At 71.8% G+C, this 21,439-nt stretch carries 20 protein-coding genes; 4 read left to right on the top strand and 16 right to left on the bottom strand.

Annotated elements, in window-relative coordinates:
• Positions 1-38 precede the first annotated feature (38 nt).
• Positions 39-800, top strand: a complete 762-nt coding sequence (locus C8250_RS22075) for a rhomboid-like protein (RefSeq protein WP_187144943.1) — start codon at positions 39-41, stop codon at positions 798-800.
• On the opposite strand, the gene C8250_RS22070 is transcribed toward C8250_RS22075, so the two are convergent.
• The 10 genes from C8250_RS22070 to C8250_RS22025 form a co-directional block, all read right to left on the bottom strand.
• Entirely contained in the window at positions 745-2,079 is a 1,335-nt protein-coding gene (locus tag C8250_RS22070) for a PLP-dependent aminotransferase family protein (protein WP_138351329.1), read from the bottom strand. The two genes, C8250_RS22075 and C8250_RS22070, sit on opposite strands and share 56 nt — an antisense overlap.
• Before the next feature lie 161 nt (positions 2,080-2,240).
• Positions 2,241-3,059 (bottom strand): HAD family hydrolase, encoded by an 819-nt coding sequence (locus C8250_RS22065; protein ID WP_138351111.1) that lies wholly within the window; start codon positions 3,057-3,059, stop codon positions 2,241-2,243.
• The gene (gene serS / locus C8250_RS22060; RefSeq protein WP_138351110.1) at positions 3,056-4,333 is read right to left on the bottom strand and encodes a serine--tRNA ligase; all 1,278 of its coding nucleotides are present in this window, start codon (positions 4,331-4,333) and stop codon (positions 3,056-3,058) included. Before serS ends, C8250_RS22065 begins: the two co-directional genes overlap by 4 nt.
• Before the next feature lie 553 nt (positions 4,334-4,886).
• Positions 4,887-5,813, bottom strand: coding sequence for a prephenate dehydratase (gene pheA / locus C8250_RS22055; protein ID WP_138351109.1), 927 nt, complete (start codon positions 5,811-5,813; stop codon positions 4,887-4,889).
• A 27-nt stretch (positions 5,814-5,840) separates the two neighbouring features.
• Complete coding sequence (gene efeB / locus C8250_RS22050) at positions 5,841-7,139, bottom strand: iron uptake transporter deferrochelatase/peroxidase subunit (RefSeq protein WP_138351108.1); 1,299 nt, start codon at positions 7,137-7,139, stop codon at positions 5,841-5,843.
• Complete coding sequence (locus tag C8250_RS22045; protein WP_138351107.1) at positions 7,136-9,019, bottom strand: copper resistance protein CopC; 1,884 nt, start codon at positions 9,017-9,019, stop codon at positions 7,136-7,138. Before C8250_RS22045 ends, efeB begins: the two co-directional genes overlap by 4 nt.
• 11 nt (positions 9,020-9,030) lie before the next feature.
• On the bottom strand, positions 9,031-9,513 hold the full coding sequence (locus C8250_RS22040; protein ID WP_138351106.1) for a copper chaperone PCu(A)C: 483 nt from the start codon (positions 9,511-9,513) through the stop codon (positions 9,031-9,033).
• Positions 9,510-10,154 carry an SCO family protein gene (locus tag C8250_RS22035; protein WP_138351105.1) on the bottom strand — a complete coding sequence of 215 codons (645 nt, stop codon included), beginning with the start codon at positions 10,152-10,154 and terminating at the stop codon, positions 9,510-9,512. The genes C8250_RS22040 and C8250_RS22035 overlap by 4 nt, the downstream gene beginning before the upstream one ends.
• A gap of 154 nt (positions 10,155-10,308) precedes the next feature.
• Entirely contained in the window at positions 10,309-11,031 is a 723-nt protein-coding gene (locus tag C8250_RS22030; protein ID WP_138351104.1) for a YcnI family protein, read from the bottom strand.
• A 109-nt stretch (positions 11,032-11,140) separates the two neighbouring features.
• A complete protein-coding gene (locus C8250_RS22025; protein WP_232484877.1) occupies positions 11,141-11,923 on the bottom strand; it encodes a hypothetical protein in 783 nt (260 codons plus the stop codon).
• Positions 11,924-12,128: 205 nt separating this feature from the next.
• On the opposite strand from C8250_RS22025, the gene C8250_RS22020 reads away from it, so the two are divergent.
• Positions 12,129-12,572: an ATP-binding protein gene (locus C8250_RS22020; protein ID WP_138351102.1), complete on the top strand. Its 444-nt coding sequence runs from the start codon at positions 12,129-12,131 to the stop codon at positions 12,570-12,572.
• A 21-nt stretch (positions 12,573-12,593) separates the two neighbouring features.
• On the opposite strand, the gene C8250_RS22015 is transcribed toward C8250_RS22020, so the two are convergent.
• The 3 genes from C8250_RS22015 to C8250_RS22005 form a co-directional block, all read right to left on the bottom strand.
• Positions 12,594-13,139, bottom strand: coding sequence for a winged helix-turn-helix domain-containing protein (locus C8250_RS22015; RefSeq protein WP_187144942.1), 546 nt, complete (start codon positions 13,137-13,139; stop codon positions 12,594-12,596).
• An 81-nt stretch (positions 13,140-13,220) separates the two neighbouring features.
• Positions 13,221-14,702, bottom strand: a complete 1,482-nt coding sequence (locus tag C8250_RS22010; protein ID WP_138351100.1) for an aminopeptidase P family protein — start codon at positions 14,700-14,702, stop codon at positions 13,221-13,223.
• A gap of 117 nt (positions 14,703-14,819) precedes the next feature.
• A complete protein-coding gene (locus C8250_RS22005) occupies positions 14,820-16,373 on the bottom strand; it encodes a PP2C family protein-serine/threonine phosphatase (protein WP_138351099.1) in 1,554 nt (517 codons plus the stop codon).
• A 579-nt stretch (positions 16,374-16,952) separates the two neighbouring features.
• Here C8250_RS22005 and C8250_RS22000 point away from each other — a divergent pair.
• Both C8250_RS22000 and C8250_RS21995 read left to right on the top strand, forming a co-directional pair.
• Positions 16,953-17,639, top strand: coding sequence for a bifunctional DNA primase/polymerase (locus C8250_RS22000; RefSeq protein ID WP_138351098.1), 687 nt, complete (start codon positions 16,953-16,955; stop codon positions 17,637-17,639).
• A gap of 219 nt (positions 17,640-17,858) precedes the next feature.
• Complete coding sequence (locus C8250_RS21995; protein WP_138351097.1) at positions 17,859-18,506, top strand: hypothetical protein; 648 nt, start codon at positions 17,859-17,861, stop codon at positions 18,504-18,506.
• A gap of 269 nt (positions 18,507-18,775) precedes the next feature.
• On the opposite strand, the gene C8250_RS21990 is transcribed toward C8250_RS21995, so the two are convergent.
• The 3 genes from C8250_RS21990 to C8250_RS21980 form a co-directional block, all read right to left on the bottom strand.
• The gene (locus C8250_RS21990; RefSeq protein WP_138351096.1) at positions 18,776-19,738 is read right to left on the bottom strand and encodes a DUF5926 family protein; all 963 of its coding nucleotides are present in this window, start codon (positions 19,736-19,738) and stop codon (positions 18,776-18,778) included.
• Positions 19,739-19,911: 173 nt separating this feature from the next.
• Positions 19,912-20,457: an ATP-binding protein gene (locus C8250_RS21985; protein WP_138351095.1), complete on the bottom strand. Its 546-nt coding sequence runs from the start codon at positions 20,455-20,457 to the stop codon at positions 19,912-19,914.
• A 143-nt stretch (positions 20,458-20,600) separates the two neighbouring features.
• A complete protein-coding gene (locus C8250_RS21980; RefSeq protein ID WP_244809280.1) occupies positions 20,601-21,431 on the bottom strand; it encodes a glycerophosphodiester phosphodiesterase in 831 nt (276 codons plus the stop codon).
• Positions 21,432-21,439 lie beyond the last annotated feature (8 nt).

The following is a 21,439-nucleotide window of genomic DNA, read 5'->3' as shown; positions in this document are numbered from 1 at the left end:
TTGGCCGGGTCAGCCGGCCCTGACAGATGATGTGGGGGATGGCCGCAGAGCAGGACACCCCGATCCCCGTCGAGCGCCGCCGCATCACCCTCCAGGGTGTGGGGCGCTTTGGCGCTTCCTGGGTGCGTTCCTCCCCCGGGACCCACATCTGGCTGCTGATCCTGACGATCACGACCTGTGTGGTCGCCGTCGTGTCACCCCACGTGCGGGCGTACCTGCTGCACCACGTCAGCACCAACCTCATCGAACTGCGGCAGCACCCGGTCCGGGTGCTGCTCGCCAGTGCCCTGTGGGTGGCGACCCCGTCCGGCTTCGCCATCTACTTCGTCTTCTACGAGCTGATCCACGCGCCCGCCGAACGCTGGATGGGCACCTGGCGCTGGCTCGTCGTCGTCGCCACCGCGCACATCGGGGCCACGCTCGTCAGCCAGAAGGCCGTACTGTTCGGCATCCATTACGACCGGCTGCCGCGTTCCCTCGCCCACACCGTCGACGTCGGGGTCAGCTACGGGATGGCCGGTGTCGTCGGCGTGCTGACGTACCTGGTGCCGCGTCCCTGGCGGTGGGGCTATCTGCTGGGGATCCTGACGTTCTTCACCGTGCCCGTCCTCACCAGCCGCACCTTCACCGACCTCGGGCATCTCACGGCCGTTCTCATCGGCCTGGCCTGCTACGGGCTGACGCCGACCGCGCGGAAGCCGGACGGCCCGCACCGGCCGGAGCCCCGTAACGGCCGTCGGCCGGTCAGCGACCGCCGGCCGGCGGAAGCGCCCGGCACAGCGCTTCCAGAGCGCCGCTGAACGCATGGTCGGACGGCGTGCCGTAGCCGACGACCAGCCCGTCCTGCACATCCATCGCGCTGTCGGGATGCCGGTATCCGGCCAGGCCGTCCAGGACGAGACCGTGCCGCGCCGCGGCACGGACCGCGGCGCTCTCGGTGCCGGGCGGAAGTTCCAGCACGGCGTGCAGCCCGGCCGCGACGCCGGAGACGCCGATGTGCGGGGCGCGCTCGGCCAGCGCGGCGACGAGCTGGTCGCGCCGCAGGCGGTAGTGCTGCCGCATCCGGCGAACATGGCGGTCGTACGCGCCGGAGGCGATGAAATCCGCGAGGGTCAGCTGGTCCAGGGCGCCGGCCGTGGCCTCCCGCTCGCCCTTGGCCGCCACCACCTGTTCCACGAGCGGTCCCGGAAGCACCATCCAGCCCAGCCGCACCGCCGGTGACAGGCTCTTGCTGACCGATCCGAGGTAGACGACGCGTTCGGGTTCGAGGCCCTGCACCGCGCCGACCGGCTGCCGGTCGTAACGGAATTCCCCGTCGTAGTCGTCCTCCAGGACGATGCCGCCCGTCGTCCTGGCCCAGTCGACGACGGCCGCCCGCCGATCCGGGCCGAGCGGACCGCCGGTCGGGAACTGATGGGCGGGGGTGAGCAGCACGGACTTCGCGCCGCTCGCCGCCAGATCCCTGGTCCGTGCGCCCTCCGCGTCGACGGCCAGCGGCACCGTACGCATCCGGGCCGCCGCCAGGATGCCGCGGTGGAAGGCCAGCCCGTACGCCTCGACGGCCATCGGGCCGCGCAGCACCTGGACCAGCAGCCGCAGACCATGGGCGAAGCCCGAGCAGACGACGACCCTGGCGGGGTCGGTACGCACCCCGCGGGCGCGGGCGAGGTACTCGGCCAGCGCCTCGCGCAGCTCGGGGCGGCCGTGCGGGTCACCGGGACCGAACGCCTCGGTGGGCGCGGCGGTCAGCGCGCGGCGGGCGGAGGTGAGCCAGGCGGCGCGGGGGAAGCTGCCGGCGTCGGGCTGGCCCTGCAGCAGGTTGTACGCGGGCCGCGCGGTGCGCGGGGAGGGTGCGGCGACGGCGGGGGCCGGGTTCGGCTTCGGTGGCGCGGTGCGCGGCGCGACGCGGGTGCCGGAGCCCTGGCGGGCGGTGAGCCACCCCTCGGCGACGAGTTCGGCGTACGCCTCCGCCACGGTGTTGCGGGCGATGCCGAGGTCGGCGGAGAGCGAGCGGTAGGGCGGCAGCCGGGTGCCGGGGGTGAGCCGGCCGGTGCGGATCGCCTCGCGTAGCGCCCGCATCAGCGAGGCGCGCCGGCCGCCGGGGCCGGTCAGCTCCAGATGGAGATCGCTGCCGATGGACCCGTCGGGACCCGGCCCCGCACCGTCAGCCGCACGCGCATCCCCACCCGCCGGATTGACCCTGCGAACCGTCATGGGAACGCACGCTACTCCCGGTCGCCCTAGGAGGTGATGGCGAAGAGCCGTTCCAGGACGACCGCGATGCCGTCCTCGTCGTTCGAGGTGGTGACCTCGTCCGCGACGGCCTTCAGTTCGTCGTGCGCGTTGGCCATCGCGACGCCGTGCGCGGCCCACGCGAACATCGGCAGATCGTTCGGCATGTCGCCGAAGGCGATGGTGTCGGCGGCCGTCAGGCCCAGCCGGCGGGCGGCGATGGAGAGGCCGGTGGCCTTGCTGAGGCCGAGCGGCAGCAGTTCGACGATGCCCTCGCCGGCCATCGTCACCCCGACCAGATCGCCCGCGACCTCGCGTGCGACCCGGGCCAGACCGTCGTCACCCAGGCCCGGGTGCTGGAGGTAGAGCTTGTTGAGCGGGGCGCTCCACAGCTCGCTGTCGTCCTGCATGTGGATGACCGGCAGCTCGGGGTTGTGCTGGTACCCCGCGCCGATCAGGACCTCGCCGTCCAGGCCGTCCCGGCTCGCGGCCAGGAAGAGCGGGCCGATCTCGGCCTCGATCTTGGCCAGCGCGAGTCCGGCGAGCTGGCGGTCCAGCGTCACGGACGTCAGCAGCCGGTGTTCACCCGCGTGGTAGACCTGCGCGCCCTGCCCGCACACCGCCAGGCCCTCGTAGCCCAGGTCGTCCAGGATGTGCCGGGCCCAGGGCACGGAACGGCCGGTGACGACGATGTGCGCGGCGCCCGCCGCGGTGGCCGCGGCGAGCGCCGTCCGCGACCGTTCCGAGACGGTGTGGTCGCTGCGCAGCAGCGTGCCGTCCAGGTCGGTGGCGATCAGCCGGTACGGGAGGGGCGCGGAGGAGCTCACTTGCTGACCGGCTCCAGGAACTCACGGCCGCCCAGGTACGGGCGCAGGATCTCCGGGACCCGGACCGAGCCGTCGGCCTGCTGGTGGTTCTCCAGGATCGCCACGATGGTGCGCGGTACGGCGCACAGCGTGCCGTTGAGCGTGGCGAGCGGGCGGGTGCCGTTCTCGTCACGCAGCCGGATCGACAGCCTGCGGGACTGGAACTCGGTGGTGTTCGACGTCGAGGTCAGCTCGCGGTACTTGCCCTGGGTCGGGATCCACGCCTCGCAGTCGAACTTGCGCGACGCCGAGGAGCCCAGGTCGCCCGAGGCCAGCTCGATCACCTGGAACGGCAGTTCCAGGGCGGTGAGCCACTGCTTCTCCCACTCCAGGAGCCGCTGGTGCTCGGCCTCGGCGTCCTCCGGCGTGGTGTAGACGAACATCTCGACCTTGTCGAACTGGTGCACCCGGATGATGCCGCGGGTGTCCTTGCCGTACGACCCGGCCTCGCGGCGGTAGCAGGGCGAGAAGCCCGCGTACCGCAGCGGCAGCTTGGCCGCGTCGATGATCTCGTCCATGTGGTACGCGGCGAGCGGGACCTCGGAGGTGCCGACCAGGTACAGGTCGTCCTTCTCCAGGTAGTACACGTCGTCGTCGACCTGGCCGAGGTAGCCGGTGCCGGCCATGGCCGCGGGCTTGACGAGGGTCGGGGTCAGGATCGGGACGAAGCCGGCCGCGGTGGCCTGCGCGATCGCCGCGTTGACCAGGGCCAGCTCCAGCAGCGCGCCGACGCCCGTCAGGTAGTAGAAGCGCGAGCCGGAGACCTTGGCGCCGCGGTCCACGTCGATGGCGCCGAGGATCTCGCCCAGTTCCAGGTGGTCCTTGGGCTCGAAGCCCTCGGCGGCGAAGTCGCGCGGCGCACCGAGCTGCTCGAGGACGACGAAGTCCTCCTCGCCGCCGATCGGCGCGTCCGGGTGCACGAGGTTGCCGAGCTTGAGCAGCAGGCTCTGGGCCTCCTGCGCGGCCTCGTTCTGCTCCGCGTCCGCGGCCTTGACCGCGGCCGAGAGCACGCCGGTCTTCTTCAGGAGTTCGGCCTTCTCGTCCCCCTGGGCCTTGGGGATGAGCTTGCCGAGCTGGCGCTGCTCGGCGCGCAGTTCGTCGAAGCGATGACTGGACGACCTGCGCCGCTCGTCGGCGGAGAGGAGGGCGTCGACGAGCGCGACGTCCTCTCCACGGGCGCGCTGGGAGGCGCGCACACGGTCGGGGTCCTCACGAAGCAGGCGAAGGTCAATCACGGCTACAGGCTACCGGGGCGGCGGGGTCCGACGCGACAAGTTAAGGGCTTTTGGTGGCGTTATGTCCGTTTCTGGGAAAAGGGGAGCGAAATGCAATAACGGACAAAAGGGTGCCGTCAACCGAATTCACCGCATCCCTCCATCGGGGCACCGCCCTTGTGGAGAACGGGAGTTGGGAGGGGGTGCGGACCCGAGTTATCCACAGGTGGATGGGGATTCTTTTCCTTTGTCCACAGGTTGTGTGTGCGAACTGTGGAAGACGGAGTTGATCGTTCCGGACGCCCGGTGCTCGGCGAAGGATTCCCGGTCCAAACCCTCTTAACACTCACTTTCGAGTGAGAAGTGTTCCCCCTATAGAGTTGATCAGAGGAATTGGGCTGACGAAGGGTGACCTGGGCCACTGTGGACGGGCTCGGTGCCTGTGTACCGATTTGTCGACTAGGTCAGATTGGTCTGTCGACTTATCCCCAGTTATCCCCAGGCTGGACCTCGGGCCTGTGGATAACTCAGTGGACAACTACGGGGACACCGGCGGGCCGCCTTGGAGGGCAGCTCAGCCCCGCCCGTCCAGCGCCCGGCCCAGCCAGTCGGCGGCGTCGGTGAACTCGCTGTCGGTCGTGCCGGGGCGTACCTGGGGACGGACCTCGTCGGCCCGCGGGTACGAGCCCAGGAACCGGACCTGCGGGCAGATCCGCTTGAGCCCCATCAGCGCCTCGCTGACCCGCCGGTCGGTGATGTGCCCCTCGCAGTCCACCGAGAAGCAGTACCGGCCGATGCCCTCGCCGGTCGGCCGGGACTCGATGCGCACCAGGTTCACACCGCGCACCGCGTACTCCTGCAGGAGCTCCAGCAGCGCGCCCGGGTGGTCGTCGCCCAGCCAGAAGACGGCCGAGGTCTTGTCCGCGCCGGTCGGCGCCGCCGGGCGGGCCGGGCGGCCGACCAGGACGAAGCGCGTCGCCGCGTTCTTCGCGTCATGGATCTCGGTGACGAGCGGTTCGAGACCGTACGTGGACGCCGCGAACTCGCCCGCGAACGCGCCGTCGAACCGGCCCTCCTGCACCAGCCGCGCCCCGTCCGCGTTCGACGCCGACGACTCCCACAGCGCGTCCGGCAGCTGGGCCCGCAGCCACTTGCGCACCTGCGGCTGGGCGACCGGGTGGCCGGTCACCGTCTTCACGTCCTTGAGCTTCGTGCCCGGCCGCACCAGCAGCGCGAACGCGATCGGCAGCAGGACCTCGCGGTAGATCATCAGCGGCACGCCGGTCGCCAGCTCGTCCAGGGTGGCGGTCACGCCGCCCTCCACCGAGTTCTCGATGGGCACCAGCGCCCCGCCGGCCTCGCCGTTGCGCACGGCGTCCAGCACGGCCGGCACCGACACCATCGGGACCAGCTCCCGGGTCGCCGCCTCGGGCAGCGTTCTGAGCGCGGCCTCGGTGAAAGTGCCTTCAGGACCCAGATAGGTGTAGCGGCTAGCCGACATACCGTCACCCTAATGCGCCGGACGGGTTCACGACTCCAGCAGCCGCTGCCCCACGTACTCACCGGGGCCCGGCGCGCCGGGGACCGCGAACAGGGCGCTCGACTCATGGCGCAGAAAGCGGGACAGCCCGTCCCCGCGGTCCAGTTTCCGCTGTACGGGGACGAATCCCCGCTGCGGATCGGCCTGCCAGCAGACGAAGAGCAGACCGGCGTCCGGGGTCCCGTCGGAGCCGATGCCGTCGTGGTACGAGAACGGCCGGCGGAGCATCGCCGCTCCGCCGTTCGAGGCAGGCGCCGCGACCCGGATGTGCGCGTCGCCCGCGATGGCCGGCGCCCCCTGGGCGTCCCGCTTGTCCAGGTCCACCGGGGTCGTCCCGGTACCGCCGGACAGCGGTGAGCCGTCCGACTTGCGGCGGCCGATCACCTTCTCCTGCCGCTCCACGGACAGATGGTCCCAGGAGTCGAGCAGCATCCGGATCCTGCGCACCACCGCGTACGAGCCGCCCGCCATCCACTGCGGTGAGCGGGCCGTGCCGCCGGCCGGAACGAAGATCCGGCGGTCGAAGTCCGGGTCGGTGGGCTTGGGGTTGTTGGTGCCGTCCACCTGGCCCATGAGATTGCGGGACGTCATCGGCCGCGGGGTCGCGCCGGGTGTGCGGTTGAAGCCGTTCATCTGCCAGCGCACCCGGGCGGTGTCCCCCGCGGCCTTCTGCAGCACGCGCAGGGCGTGGAAGGCGACGAGCGCGTCGTCGGAACCGATCTGCACCCACAGGTCGCCGTTGCTGCGGGCCGGGTCCAGCGCGTCCGCGGAGAACGGCGGGAGCGGCGCGAGGGCCTGCGGCGCCCGGTCCTCCAGACCGGTCTTCGGGAACAGCGAACCGCCGAACCCGAAGGTGACGGTCAGCGAGTTCGGGCCCGCGTCGTAGGCGATCTGGTCGTCGCCGGTCTCCAGTCGGCCGCCGATCAGCTGCTCGGCCGTCGCCGACCAGCGCCTGAGCAGCGCCGCGACGTTCTTGCGGGTCTGCCCCGCGGTGAGATCGAAGGCCACCAGATGGCCCCGGGCCTGCTGCGGGGTGGTGATGCCGGCCTGGTGCGCGCCGTCCCGGAAAGGGACGCCGGTCGCGCCGACCGAGGCCGGCGTCGCCGGCTCGTCCCGCAGGGCGGCGGCGCCGAAGGCCCCGCCCGCGCCGCCGACGACCAGACCCGCCGCGCCCGCGGCTCCTGCGGTGCCGAGCAGCCGTCGCCGGGTGAGGTGCCGCCCGGCGGGGAGCTCGTCGGCGGCGCGCTCGTCCGTGGTCCGGTGTTCGGTCGTCCGCTGCTCGGTCATGACGTGATCTCTACGTTCTTGGTCTCGGTCACCTGGTCGATCTCGGAGGTCCGCACGGTGACGGACACCTCCCACGTTCCGGCCATCGGCAGCTGCACCGAGGCCGCGGTCCAGTGGCCGACGTCGAGGTGCTGCAGCGGTACGGGCAGCGGGCCGATGTTCTTGGCCTTGAGGGTGAATTCGAGCTTCACCTCGGGCACGTCGACCGGCACCGGATCCGCGCCGGAGATCAGGACGTGCACCTCGTTCTGGCCGACCCGGCCCGGATCGATGGTGATCAGGGCCTGGCCCTTCCCCTTGGGGCCGCCCGTGTCGTACGGGATGCGCACGCTGAGCGGCAGCCCGGAGGAGGAGGTGGCGGGGGCGGGCGCCGAGCCGGTCTTCGCCTGCGCCGCGCGGCCCGGCTGGGTGCCGGTGAGCAGCGTCGTCACGGCGAGGACGACCACCGCGACCACGACCTCGGCCAGCACGGACTTGCGCAGCCCGCTGCGTTCGAGGTCGGCCTCGCGGGTGCGCTTGGCCTGGGTCCTGTCCCGCGCGGTGCGCTGGAGCCGCAGTTGCGCCTGGCGGGCGGGGTCGGTGGACGAGCCGGCCACGACGCGTTCCGGCCGCTTGACGGCCGCCGCGGCGGTGACGGGGACGGCGGGCGCGCCGAGCCGCGCGGTCCAGCGGCGCGACAGCCAGGCCAGCTCGACGAGCAGGACGACCAGGCCGATCTTGACGAGCAGCAGCTGCCCGTAGGAGGTGGAGACAAAGGCGTCCCACGAGCCGAGCTGCCGCCAGGACTGGTAGATGCCGGTCGCGACCAGCGTCGTGACCGCCGCGAAGCCGATGCGGGAGAACCGCTGGACGGCTTCGCGTTCGATGCCGAGCCCCGCCACCAGGGAGGTCAGCAGGGCGGTCAGGCCGCCCAGCCACACCGCCATCGACAGCAGGTGCACGACGTCGACCGGCATGGCCAGGGCGGACTGGATGCCGACGGAGGCGTGTTCCGCCATCGCCCAGGTCGCGGCGATACCCGTCGCGATGACGCCGCCGCCGATGCCCAGCCCCCAGGCGAGGTCGGCGCGCTCGGCCCGCTCGCTCTCGTTGGCGGGCGTTCCGCGTTTGGCGTACGAGCCGAACAGGACCGCCAGGAAGACGGCGGCGGCGGCGAGCAGCAGCAGTCGGGACAGCAGGGCGGCGCCCGGCCGGGTGTTGAGGACGTCGCGCATCACGCCGAGGTCGAACGCGTCACCGAGCCCGCTGCCGTTCACATATGGCCCGCGCAGCATCAGCAGCGCGATGGTGGACGCGACGAGCGCGACCCAGCCGCCGACCGCGATCCGCTGCATGGGGCGCAGCAGCGCGCCGCGCGGCCAGCACACGGCGAGGAAGACGGAGGAGCCGACGAGCAGCGCGTACCCGGCGTAGGCGATGTAGCGCCCGATGCCGTAGAGGACGCCCGCGGCGCCGCCGCCGACGGCCTGGTCCTGGTCGGCGAGGACGACGGTGGTCTTGGAGGGGGCGCCGACGGAGAACGTGAAGGCGCCCGCGACCGGGTGGCTGTCCTCCGAGACGGCCTTCCAGGCGACGGTGTAGGTCCCGTCGCCGAGTCCGGCGCGCAGCGCGACCACGGCGGTGGAGCTGTTGCCGTTGGCGTGCTGTGGCGTGCCGCTGTCCACCCGGCCGCCGGCCGGGTCGAGGACCCGCAGCGAGTCGGCGGACAGCAGCACGCCTTCGGAGAAGGTGAGCAGCACCTGCTGCGGCGCCGTCTTGACGACGGAGTCCTCCCCGGGGTTGGTGTTCACCAGCGCGGCATGCGCCGAAGCCGGGGCGGCGGCCCCGAGCACGACGGCGAGCAGGGCGCCCAGTACGACCAGCGCACGCCTGATGGTCATCGTTGCTCCCCTCAGTCCTTCGGCCGGTAGCCGGTCGGCTCGACCGGCACGGTGACGCCGATCGGGCCCGCCTCGGCGAAGTGCAGTTCCATGGACACCTTGTCGCCGGCCACCGGCTTGTGCGTGAGTTCCCTCAGCATCAGATGATTTCCGCCGCTGCTGAGCGTAAGCCGCCCGCCCGCCGGGACGGTCAGGGAGTTCACCTTGCGCATCCGGTTGTCGGTGGTGGTGTGCAGGGTGATGTCGGCGGCCAGGTCGCTGCTGACCGAGGTGAGTTCCGCGTCGGTGTCGCCGGTGTTGGTGACCGTGAAATACCCGGCGGCCATGTCGGCCATCACCGGCTGCGGTATGTACGCCCCGCTCACCGCGAGCTTCGGCCCCTTCGTCCCGGCGTGTGCCGAGGCGTCGGACGCCGAGGAACAGCCGGCGAGCGCGAGGCAGCCGCCGAGGGCGACGGTGGCGATCAGGGCATGGGCGGGCCTGGGGCGCCTCACGGTGCCTCGCTCCTGATGAGCTTCGGCAGGTCGGCGGCGAACTCGTCCGAGGTGGTGCCCGACATGTAGAGCACATGTCCCTTGTCGTCCTTCGGCCAGAAGGCCAGGACCTCGGCGCCGTGGGTGACGGTGATGCTGCCGTCCTTCTCCGTCACCGGCTTCTCGATGCCGACGCCGACGGATTTCGCGGCCTTCTGGATCGTGCCGAAGTCACCGGTCAGGCCGATGAAGTCCTTGTCCTGGGCGGCCAGCCACGAGCCGAGGCGCTGCGGGGTGTCGCGTGCGGGGTCGGTGCTGACGAACACGACCCGCAGTTTCTCCTGGTCGGGCTTGGACATCCGCGACTTGGCGATGGCGAGGTCGCTCATCGTCGTCGGGCACACGTCCGGGCAGTGGGTGTAGCCGAAGAAGAGCAGAACGGGCCGGCCCGCCGTCTCCTTGACCAGGTCGTACGGCTTGCCGTGGGTGTCGGTGAGGGTCAGTTGCGGCTTGTTGAAGGGGGCGTCGAGGAGGGTGCCCGGCTTGGACGCCGCTCCGGAGACGACCGCGAGCGGTTCCTTGGAGTCGCCGCTGGAGGCCCCGCATCCGGCGAGGGCCGCGACGGCCGCCAGGGCCACGCCGATCTTGATCGTTGTACGCATGAAGTTTCCCGGGGAGTGCGATGGCGGGGCCGGGCGGCCGTACGGGCCGGCGGCGTACCGATGCGACGGCGTACCGGGACTCGCGGGGTCCCGGCACCACGTACGGAGCATCGGACGTGCCGACGACGTGCCTTACGGCCGCCCGGCCGGTGCGTCAGGCGGAGGTGCGGCGGCGTCCGGCCAGGACACCGAACGCGACGCCGATGACGCCGATGACGATTCCGGTGATGCCCAGGATCCGCGCGGTCGAGTCACTGCTGTCGGAGTCGGCGGCCGCGGCGGTCGTGGTGTCCTTCGCCTTGGCGTCGGCGGCGGGGGCCGCGGCACCGTGGGCGTCCGTCGCCGCCGCGGTCAGCTTCAGCGCGGGCGCCGGGTTGGCCGGCTCGGCCGCGCCGGCCTTCTCCTCCTCGATCCAGCGGACGACCTCGTTGTTCGAGTACGTCTGGAGGGCCTTGAAGACCAGCTGGTCCGTGTCGTCGGGCAGCGGCCCGAACGAGACGGGGAACTGCTGGAACTGGCCGGGCTCGATCGTGCCGCCGCTCCAGGTGATCTTCGTGACGGCCTCGGTCACCGTCTTGCCGTGCATGGTCATGGGCTTGGCGAGCTTGGTCTTGGTGACCTCCACCTTCCAGCCGGGCACGGCCTGGGTGGAGACGGACGCGATCGGGTGGTCCGCCGGCAGGTTCACTTCGACCTTGATCGTCGAGGCGTTGTCCCGCTCGTTCGGGACCTTGAACGCGACGGTGCTGTAGCCGCCCTTGGGGGCGCTGCTGGGCGTGACGGAGACATGGGCGAAGGCCGGAACGACGGCCATCAGCAGCGCGGAACCGGTGAGCGCGCCGACGGTGGTCAGGCGGCGCATGCGGGAACTGTTCATGAGAGGACTCCACGGTGAGTGGTGAGGGAAGGGCCGGCGCGTATGCGGAACGCGCGAGACCGCCGTCCCCGTGGACCGGTGGGAACCGGACCGGTGGAGACCGCTCGCGTCAGACCGCCAGGGCGTAGGCCGGTGGCCCGCGCCGCGGCAGGCTGTGGCGCAGCCGTACGCTGCGCGCCGATCCCCGCCCGGTGGCGAACCGGCGGGGCCGGAGCGCGGCGAGCCGGTCGTCGGCCGCTCCGGCTACCAGGACGCGCACCAGCGCGACGAGTACGCCGCGCAGCACGTCGGCCGACAGGCTCACCAGCCGCCACAGGGCGGCCTCGCCGCGCCGCAGCAGCCATCCGACGGCCAGCGCGGCGAACAGGTGCGCGAGCAGCATCGGCAGCGAGTACGCCATCGCCGCGTGCATTCCGGTGATCCCGGTGTCACCCGTTCGAGTGACGGGGCTCATGGACATCGCCGACGCCGGGTCGATGCCGGCGTCGCGGACGATCCGTTCCGCGCTCTGCTGCGTGAGGGCCGCCGACGAGGTGTGGCTGCCGCACAGCAGCCGGCCGGCCAGCGCCAGGACACCGGCGGAGCCGTCCCGGCCCGTCGCGGGGTCCGTGCAGGCCTGTCCGGCGCCGAACACGGCGTGCAGCGCGAGCTGCCCCAGAGTGAGCGTCGTGGCGATCCCCCGGAGCGACCGTTCCCGCCCGGCCAGCGGCGCGGCCACGGCGAAGACCACGAGGGACCCCACCACCAGCGCGCCGGCCGGCACCCCGTGACGGGACGCCAGTCCGTGCCCGGCCGCGGACAGCACGACACAGACCGCGGTGAACACCGCGGCCCGCAGCAGTCGCAGCCCGGCGCCCGCGCGCACGGGGGAAACGGAGGATGGGGATGCCATGACGGGCGTCATCCTCTCACCGCCGGGAACCGGCGCATACGGGGGGTGTCCGGCTTGCGGGGGTGCGGGCGAGTCGCCCTTTTACACCTGTACGCCGGGGTCCCACATCCGCCGAATGAGCGGCATCACGTCAAGAGGACGCTTACGGGGCGCAATTCGTGGCTATAGGTATCCGTAAGTCGAGCCGCGGCCTGGAGGCTGGAGCATGAGCATCTGGTGGTCTCTCCACTTGCGGCGCGAGGCCGCGAGCGTTCCGCTCGCCCGACGACTGCTGCTGGGGACGATGCAGACCGCCGGTGTGGACCCGGAGATCTGTTACGACCTGTCGGTGGCACTGTCCGAGGCCTGTGCGAACGCGGTGGAACACGCGGGCGAGGGTGACTACAGCGTGACGGCGCGCATCGACGGCGACCGCTGCCGTATCGAGGTCGCCGACTCCGGCCCGGGCTTCGCGCCCGACCGGCCACGTCACCAACTCGCCCGGCCGCTGGCCCTGAAGGGCCGGCATGCCGAGGACGGACGGGGACTGTTCCTCATCGAGGCGCTGGTGGACCACGTCCACTTCCACAACCGGCCGGGCCACGGCGCCGTGGTGACGATCGACAAGGTCCTCAAGTGGCGGGACGACTCGCTGCTCAAGGCGTCCTGAGCTGAGGGAGATCCTCCGGCGCTAAGGGGCGGCGGGGTCTTCCTCGGCCTGCTCTCCGGCCTCCTCATCGGCCTGCACGAGGAACGCCATCACCGTGGCGCCGAGCAGGACCGAACCGGGGGTGTGCGGGGCGCGGGCGGCCTCGTGCAGGTCGGCGAGGAGCTCCGCCATGCGCGTGCGGAAGGTGTCCCAGGCCTCGGGCGCGACCCACAGTTCCGCGTCGGAGGTCACACCGTCCTGCCCGGGTGCCCGGCGGGCGGCCCGGTCGCGCAGGTTGTGCGCGAGCGCCTCGGCGAGCAGCGGGGCGCCGTCCTGCCGGTTGGACAGCGGGGTGCCGTGCACGGTGCGGTAGCGCCGTTCCCTGCCGCCCCGGTGGGAGCGGACCTCGGTGAGCTCGACGAGTCCTGCGGCGTCCAGCCGGCGCAGATGCTGGCTGGCCAGCGCGTGCGAGATGCCCAGCTCCCGGGAGAGCTCCGCCGCGGAGAGCGGGGCGGCCCACATCAGCGACAGCATGCGCAGCCGTACCGGATGGGCCAGGGCGCGCAGCGCGGGGTCGGTTGTCGTCACGGCGGCCAGTAAACCGCCCCGGGTGCCGTATCGCGGCGCCCGAGGCGGTTCACACAGGTCACGCATGCCGAGCTCTGCGTGTCAGCCCTTGAGGCCGGCCATCCACGCCTCGACCTCGTCGGAGCGGCGCGGCAGCCCTTCCGACAGGTTCCGGTTGCCGTCGGCGGTCACGAGGATGTCGTCCTCGATGCGGACGCCGATGCCGCGGTACTCGGCCGGCACCGACAGGTCGTCCGCCTGGAAGTACAGACCGGGCTCGACGGTCAGCACCATGCCGGGCTCCAGCACGCAGTCCACGTACGTCTCGGTCCGCGCGTGCGCGCAGTCGTGGACGTCCAGGCCGAGCATGTGGCCGGTGCCGTGCAGGGTCCAGCGGCGCTGCAGGGCGAGCTCCAGGACCCGCTCGACCGGGCCCTCGACGAGGCCCCACTCGACGAGCTTCTCGGCGAGCACGCGCTGCGAGGCGTCGTGGAAGTCGCGGTAGGCGGCGCCGGGCTTGACCGCCGCGATGCCCGCCGACTGCGACGCGTAGACCGCGTCGTAGATCTTGCGCTGGATGTCGCTGAACCGGCCGTTGATCGGCAGGGTCCGGGTGACATCGGCGGTGTAGAGGCTGTGGGTCTCCACACCGGCGTCCAGGAGCAGCAGCTCGCCGGAGCGGACCGGGCCGTCGTTGCGCACCCAGTGCAGGGTGGTGGCGTGCGGTCCTGCCGCGCAGATCGAGCCGTAGCCGATGTCGTTGCCCTCGACGCGGGCCCGGAGGAAGAACGTCCCCTCGATGTAGCGCTCGGAGGTCGCCTCGGCCTTGTCCAGCACCTTGACGACGTCCTCGAAGCCGCGGGCGGTGGAGTCGACCGCCGCCTGCAGCTCGCCGATCTCCCACTCGTCCTTGACCAGCCGGAGCTCGGAGAGGAACTCCTTCAGCTCGGCGTCGCGCTCGGCGGTGACCTTGTCGGTCAGCGCGCCCTCGACGCCCGCGTCGTAGCCGCGCACCACCCGTACGGGTCCGGTCGCCACGGCCAGCTTCGCGACGACCTCGCGGACGTCCGAGCACGGCAGGCCGAGCAGCTGGGCGCCCTCGGCGAGGCTGTTGCGGCGGCCGGTCCACAGCTCGCCCTGGCCGTCGAGCCAGAACTCGCCGTTCTCGCGGCTGGAGCGGGGGAGCAGGTACGCGGTCGCGTCGTGCCCCTGGCCGCCCTTGGCGGGCTCCAGGACCAGGACGGCGTCCTGCGTCTGGTCACCGGTGAGGTGGACGTACTCACTGGACGCGCGGAAGGGGTATTCCGTGTCGTTGGAGCGCGTCTTGAGGTTGCCCGCCGGGATGACCAGCCGCTCGCCCGGGAAACGGGCGGACAGCGCGGCCCGGCGGCGGGCGGCGTGGGGCGCCTGGGCGATCGGCCGCAGGTCGTGCAGTTCGGTGTCGGCCCACTCGGACTTCATCAGCTCGGCGAGCTCGTCGGAGACCTCGGGGTAGAGACCGTTCTTACGCTGCTTGATCGGCTGCTCTTCGGCCGCTTCGACCTCTTCGGACACGTCCTGCCTCCTCGCAATAGACCGATCCATCGTATGTGCGTACGGAAGGCCGGTTACAGAGGGCTTAGGTCACGAAGTGCGGCAAAGCGGACCTGGCGGGTTCTGGCGGGTCCAGGGGGGTCCAGCGGGTTCGGGGGGATGGGGGGCTCAGTCGAAGCGGACGACGAGCAGGACGACGTCCTCCGCGCTGTCGAGGGTGTCGAGCCCGTCCGGCAGCACGGTGCGCAGCACGTGGTCGGCGAGCAGGTCCGGGTCGTCGCGGGTGGCGCGCGGCGCGCTCTGGGCGGCGGCGTGCAGCCGGGCGAGCGCGCGGTCCATCGGTTCGCCGGTGCGGTGCAGCAGGCCGTCGGTGTAGAGCAGCAGCGTTTCTCCGGGCTCCGGCCGGACCTCGACGCTGGGAGCCTCCCAGCAGCTCAGCATGCCCAGCGGGGCCGACAGCGAGGTCTCGACGTACTCGATCCGGTGGTCGCCGATGATCAGCGGCGGGCAGTGTCCCGCGCCGGCCAGGACGAGCTTGTGCTGATCGGGTTCCGCGTACGCGAACAGCGCGGTCGCCGAACGGGCGGGCTCGGTGAGCCGCAGCAGCAGCTCCAGGTCGGACAGGACGGCGACCGGGTCCTCGCCCTCCATGACGGCGTAGGCCCGCAGCGACGCCCGCAGCCGGCCCATCGCGGCGACCGCGCTGGGACCGGAGCCGGTGACGCCGCCGACCGCGAGGCCGAGCGCGCCTTCGGGGAGTGGCAGCGCGTCGTACCAGTCGCCGCCGCCCCGCGGCCCGGTGTCGTGGCGTACGGCCATCCGTACGCCGGCGACCCGCGGCAGCCGGGCGGGCAGCAGCTCCTCGGCGAGGGTGGCGAGGGTGCCGCGGGCGCGGCTCAGTTCCAGCTGGCGGGCGATGTGTTCGGCGGCGTACCGGCCGTAGAGACCGACGAGATGGCGCTGGCGTTCGACCGGCGCGGCGGGTTCGTCGTACAGCCAGACGGCCGCGCCGAGGTGGCCGGTCCGCTCGGTGGTGAGCCGCAGCGCGTAGCTGGCGTCGAAGCCGAGGTGCGCGGCGACCTCGCGGTGCCGCGGGTCGAGGCCGGGCTCGTGGGGCAGATCGGGGTGGATGATCTCGTCGCGGCCCGCGGGACGGTCGCTCTCCGTGGCGCCGGACGCGTTCGCGGCAGCGGTCGTGGGTGTCGTCACGGGCGTTGTCGTGGGCGCCGAGGTGTCCGCGGGCGCGGTCCCGTCCGGGCCGTCCCCGGTGCCGGTGGGGCCGCCGGGGATGGCCGCGCCGGCGGTGCTGCCGGTGCTGTCGGTGCTCTCGTCGGTGCCGTCGAGCAGGATCCCGTAGGAGGCGGCGCCGTGCGGCACGGTCTCGATGGTGCCCAGGTCGGCGTGGCCGAGGCCGAGGCCGACGGTGGTGTCGGGACCCAGCCGGTCGGCGGGTTCCAGCACGAGCAGACCGCGGCGCGCACCGACCAACGCGGCGCCGGCCCGCAGCACTTCCCGCAGCGCTTCGTCGAGGCCGGTGGTGCGCGCGAGGCGTTCGGTGAGCTCATGGAGTGTGGTGAGATCGGAGATCCAACAGGCCAGCCGGTCCTGGACGGCGGCGAGCCGATCCACGGGGCGGCATTCGGCCGCAGGGGCGGAAGTGTGTGGCGCGGCGGGAATGGGTGGCTTGGTTCCGGCCACTTTTGGCACCCGGGTGGTGCTCATGGCCGACGGCTTCCCGTGAGATCACGGCCTGCGCGACGAACAGTGCTATTTGTCGGCGATTCAGGATTTTTGCCGACTCGCGTGCGGGGCTTGATGAAGCAGGTCAATTGCGTCAATAGCATCGCAAACCCCCATATCGTGCTGCGCCGCTACCAGGTTTCCACTTGTACACGCCTGATCGTGGGCATGTCCAGGATTGTGCTGGTAGAAGGAGTGGTGTCGTACTCCGAAAGCTTGGCCGAAAATGACCACACCCGAAGACAATTGACGGTCGACTGATGCCGTCCAACAGCGCGTCATATTCACGGTGGTGGGTAGGAACCCGGTGTCTGGCTCCAGCGTCCTACTAGTAGATGACGGCCGGCCTACCCCCGAGTGGCGGGGTGTTCCCACCCCCAGCGGAACCGCACAGCGCGGCATACAGAGCAGACAGAACAGCAAGCGCCATGCGTGCGCCACCCCTCGCCACGTTCCACGCTCGGCTAGCAGCGTGATGCGCTGCCTTGTAAGCGGTGTGCTCGAGATTACGTTGTGTCATGGGCAGATCCTCTGAGCGTTAACGGAAAGGAACTTTGCGCTATGCGCGAGATCCTCGGAAGGCGACGCAAGCTCTCGTTCCGGTGGAGAGGCCAGTCCGCGCTGCTCAGCGCGGTTCTCACCTACACGGAACAGTGGAAATGGCCGGTGGTGCCCGGTGTCGGGCACGACCGCCGCGGTTCCTGGCGGGCGGCGGGGGCGCAGCCATGCGCCTGCCCACGCCCGGACTGCCCCGTCCCCGGCGTGCACCCGCACGATCCCGGACTCATGGCGGCCACCCGCGACCCGCGCATGGTGCGCTGGTGGTGGACGGCCCGCCCCGACGCGCCCGTGGTGCTCGCGACGGGCGACCGCGTCTCGGCGGTCAGCCTGCCGGCCGTGGCCGGTGCGCGGGCCCTGGACACCCTCGACCGGCTGGGCGTCCGGCTCGGCCCGGTGGTGGCCACCCCGACGCGCTTCGTTCTGCTCGTCGCCCCGTACTCCCTGGAGGAGTTGGGCGAGTTGCTCGATTCCCACGAATGGGTGCCCAGCTCATTGCGCTATCACGGGGAGGGCGGCTACGTGGCGCTGCCGCCGTCGAGCAGCAGCGGGGGACAACTGCGGTGGATCCGGCCGCCGGTGGTCGACGACGGCGCCACGTCGCCGTGGCTGCCGAGCGTGGCGCTCATCGTGGACACCCTCGTCCGCGCGGGCCGGACGGCACCGGACGGAACGCACCTCACGTACTGAACGCACCTCACGTACTGACGGGACACGCCTCCACGTGATGAGGGGGCCGGGGAGAGGCGCTCGTCGGCCCGGTCCGGCGGGCTCTCGGCGGCGTCACTCGTTCGGGTAGCAGCAGGGGGCCGTTGCCCGGTATACGGGGCAATGGCCCTCTTTTCTGCGTGATGGGCCCGATATGTTCGGCGCACCGCACCAGCCGCAATCCTTGACAGGTGGAACCCGATGGAGCGCGCTCCGAATCTGCGCATGATCGCCCTCACCAGTGTGATCGCGCTGGCGGTGGTGCTGCCGTTGGCCGCCGCCACGGCGGGTCCCTCCGGCCCCGCGGGTCCGCCGGCCCGCGCCGCACGGAGCGACAGGCCGCAGTCCGTGCCAGGGGTGGCGGACGGTACCGGCGCGGGGACCGTCGACGGCCTGCTCCCGGGGCTCGGGCCGGCCTCCGGCGGTTCTTCGGCCGCAGGTAACGCTCCAGGGCCGTCCGGGGGCTCGGCTGCGGGTCCGGGCGCCGGCTCCGGCGCGCTGCGGCCGGTCGCGGCCTGCGGGCCCCAACTCACCTCGCCCGAGGGCGTCCAGGCGCAGACCTGCACCATCGCCGTAGGCGGCGACACCTGGGCCCGTACGTACTACCGGAACGGGACCGGCGGCCCGCTCGGCGGAGTGCTGACCCTGATGCGCCCCGACGGCCGGACGGTACGGGTGGAGTGCTCCGTCGGGGCGGGGAACGGTCCCGGTTCGTGCGAGACGCCGCGCGAGCGGACGGTGAAAGCGGTTTCGCCGGATGACGGCACGGCGGAGATCTACAGCGCTGTTGCGGAGTTCGCTTCGGCGGGAAGTGAGCGAATGCTGCTACGGGCCGGTAGCAATCGGTAGCAATAGCTGAACAGAAAATCAGCCAATGTAGATCAACTTCCGGACATCGCCTGGTGAGGGGCGGATCCGGGCATGGCAAAACCCGGTCGCTGGCGACGGGGGATGCACCAGCGACCGGGCTGTTTAAACGGTAACAAGAATTCTTCCGTACGCAAATTCGCGAGAAGGAGCCGGAAGCCGTAATTGCCGGTGGGCAGGCGGAGTTGTGACCGGAGTCACTCGTTCCGCGGCGGCCCGCCGCAGTGCGGGCCGCCTCCGTTCCGCCCGGCTCAGCTGAGCGTGATCTGCCGGTTCATGAAGCCGCTGCGGGCGCGGCGCTCGTCCCCGGTCAGCGGCGCGGTCGCACCGAGCGCCTCCAGGAGCCGCTCGCCGAACGCGGCGGCCGGCTTCTCGACCTCGTCCGCGCCCATGCCCACCGGCAGGTCCCACACCGGCACGACCAGCCCGTGCGCACGGAACGAGCCGACCAGGCGGGTGTTGTCGCCGAGCGAGGACGCCCCGGCGGCGTGCAGCCGCGCCATGGCGTCGAGGAGCTGCTCCTCCGGGTGCGACATCACCCAGCGCAGGTGGTTCTTGTCCGGCGTCTCGCACCAGTACGCGGCGTCCACACCGGACAGCCGGACGGTCGGGATCGCCGCGGCGTTGGCGCGTTCCAGCGAGGCCGCGATGTCGCCGGAGGCGTCACCGGCGTTCTCCAGCCAGAACTCGAAGCCGGTGTGCACCACGGGCTCGAACGGCGCGTCCAGGTCCAGCAGGTCCTGCATGCGCGGGCCGTCGCCGTCGGTGCGCGCGCCCTCGACGGGCGAGCCCGGCTCGGCGGTCAGCGCGCGCTGCAGGATGTCGGCGAGACCGCGGCTGAGGTCGCCGGAGGCCGTGTCGTTCTGCAGGCCCAGCAGGACCTTGCCGCTGTCGCGGCGCAGCCCCGGCCACGCCATCGGCAGCACGGTCGCCAGCGTCAGCGACGGCACGTCGGCGGGCAGCCCGCCCTTGAGCGTCAGCTCGACGGTGGCGGCCGGCACCAGCTCGCGGAGCGCCACCCAGTCGCATTCGCCGGGCAGCCCCTCGAAGGGCCGCAGGACCAGCTCGGTCACCGCGTGCGAGGCCTCGCGGCCGTGGCACGCCTTGTACCGGCGGCCGGAGTTGCAGGGGCACGGCTCCCGCGCGCCGACTACTGGGATCTCCCCGTCGACGATCTGCGGGGCATTCGTCTTCGTCGGGCGCTTCTTGGCCATGGCTCGATCTCTCCCGGTACGGCTACGTTTCGGCCGTGAGCCTAGCGCTCGCCGGGCCCCCAGCCGGAAACGCGCGGGGGAAACCTTCGACGGATCCGGGAAAGAGCGGCGAACAATCGCCGTCAGAACGCTGCCTCGCGGCCTTGTCCGGGACGGGCTCCGCCCCGGGACCGCTACGGAAGATCGTCGAACGGGTCCGCGAAATCGATGGGGATGTCCAGCCGCGGCACCAGGTCGTCGCGCCGCGCGTGGCGGCTTCTGACCGGCAGCAGGGCCCATACGGTGACCTCGCCGGGCCCGTCCCGCACGCCCCAGCGCAGCGACAGGTTGCTGACGATGCCCAGTCCGCGGCCGCCCCGTGCGGTGAGCGACGGGCTGGCCGGCAGCGGGCGGGTCGGGCCGCCGCCGTCGGTCACTTCCACGCTGAGCAGGCCGTCGTCACCGATCCGCCACGCGGCGCGGATGCCGCAGGGGTCGGCCGCGTCGTCCGCCTCGCCGGGTCGTTCGTCCGGGCCGTCGCAGAGGGGACGCGCGTGCCGGTAGGAGTTGCTCAGCAACTCCGACAGGATCAGCACCGCGTCGTCCACCACCGGCTCCGGCACCTCGTGCGCACACAGCTCACTACGGAGCCTGCGCCGTGCCTCCGCCACGCCCATCGGACCATGCGACAGGGCCATGGTCGAGGACGTCGGCACCTCTTGGGCCACCACCAACGCCACCCCCGAGACCTCCTTCACCCCACGCCACGGGATGAATGCCCCCTTGGACTGGACCGGAAACAAGCCAACTGCGATCTATTGGGGCACTCACATCGGTCGAACACGGTCCGAACGCGCCGGTGCACTCCCCGTAATACCGTTATTTACCGCCCCAATTGGGACAGCACCAGCTTCGGCCGATTGGTGATGATCGCATCGACCCCGAGCCGCACACACAGGTCGACGTCCGCCGGCTCGTTCACCGTCCACACATGGACCCGGTGCCCGGCCCGGTGCAGCCGTGCGACGTACCCCGGATTCGCCCGCAGGATCCGCATGCTCGGACCGGCGATGCGCACCCCGGCGGGCAGCCTGCCGTCGCGGTGCCGCGGCGAGACGTACTGCATCAGATAGACGGTCGGCAGCGCCGGCGCCGCCGTGTGCACGCGGCGCAGCGAACGGGACGAGAAGCTCATGACGCGCACCGCGGAGCGCTCCCCCGGCGGCGGCGCGTCGAGGCCGAAGCGGCGCAGCAGTTCCAGCAGCCGCTCCTCGACCTGGCCGGCCCAGCGGGTGGGGTGCTTGGTCTCGATCGCCAGCTCGACCCGCCGTTCGGTGTCCGCCACCAGTTCCAGCAGCCGCTCCAGGGTCAGCACGCTGCTGCGCTCGTCGTCGGTGGTGTCCGGGGCCTCACCGTCGGTGTGCTGCCCCTTCCACGAACCGAAGTCGAGCGTGGCGAGGTCGGCCAGCTCCATCGACGAGACGGCGCCGCGGCCGTTGGACGTACGGTTCACGCGCCAGTCGTGGACACAGACCAGTTCGCCGTCGGCCGTCAGCCGGATGTCGCATTCCAGGGCGTCGGCACCGTCCTCGATGGCCCTGCGGTAGGCCGCGAGCGTATGTTCGGGTACGTCCTCGGACGCCCCTCGGTGGGCGACGACCTGGATCGGGTTCCCGTCCGGGAACGCATCCCGGACCGCATGCGCAGAAGTCACCGGGCTAT

Origin of the sequence: Streptomyces sp. So13.3, from assembly GCF_005860785.2 — a bacterium.
GTDB classification, from domain to species: Bacteria; Actinomycetota; Actinomycetes; order Streptomycetales; family Streptomycetaceae; genus Actinacidiphila; species Actinacidiphila fildesensis.
The sequence above is the reverse complement of the archived record's forward strand: the minus strand, read 5'-3'. Positions and strand labels throughout refer to the sequence as shown.

Coding starts and splice junctions, on each gene's coding strand:
- C8250_RS22075 (WP_187144943.1), top strand. CDS start 39: ATGGCCGCAGAGCAGGACACCCCGATCCCCGTCGAGCGCCGCCGCATC.
- C8250_RS22070 (WP_138351329.1), bottom strand. CDS start 2,079: ATGCGGGCGCTACGCGAGGCGATCCGCACCGGCCGGCTCACCCCCGGC.
- pheA (WP_138351109.1), bottom strand. CDS start 5,813: ATGTCGGCTAGCCGCTACACCTATCTGGGTCCTGAAGGCACTTTCACC.
- efeB (WP_138351108.1), bottom strand. CDS start 7,139: ATGACCGAGCAGCGGACGACCGAACACCGGACCACGGACGAGCGCGCC.
- C8250_RS22045 (WP_138351107.1), bottom strand. CDS start 9,019: ATGACCATCAGGCGTGCGCTGGTCGTACTGGGCGCCCTGCTCGCCGTC.
- C8250_RS22035 (WP_138351105.1), bottom strand. CDS start 10,154: ATGCGTACAACGATCAAGATCGGCGTGGCCCTGGCGGCCGTCGCGGCC.
- C8250_RS22030 (WP_138351104.1), bottom strand. CDS start 11,031: ATGAACAGTTCCCGCATGCGCCGCCTGACCACCGTCGGCGCGCTCACC.
- C8250_RS22025 (WP_232484877.1), bottom strand. CDS start 11,923: ATGGCATCCCCATCCTCCGTTTCCCCCGTGCGCGCGGGCGCCGGGCTG.
- C8250_RS22020 (WP_138351102.1), top strand. CDS start 12,129: ATGAGCATCTGGTGGTCTCTCCACTTGCGGCGCGAGGCCGCGAGCGTT.
- C8250_RS22010 (WP_138351100.1), bottom strand. CDS start 14,702: ATGGATCGGTCTATTGCGAGGAGGCAGGACGTGTCCGAAGAGGTCGAA.
- C8250_RS22005 (WP_138351099.1), bottom strand. CDS start 16,373: ATGAGCACCACCCGGGTGCCAAAAGTGGCCGGAACCAAGCCACCCATT.
- C8250_RS22000 (WP_138351098.1), top strand. CDS start 16,953: ATGCGCGAGATCCTCGGAAGGCGACGCAAGCTCTCGTTCCGGTGGAGA.
- C8250_RS21995 (WP_138351097.1), top strand. CDS start 17,859: ATGGAGCGCGCTCCGAATCTGCGCATGATCGCCCTCACCAGTGTGATC.
- C8250_RS21990 (WP_138351096.1), bottom strand. CDS start 19,738: ATGGCCAAGAAGCGCCCGACGAAGACGAATGCCCCGCAGATCGTCGAC.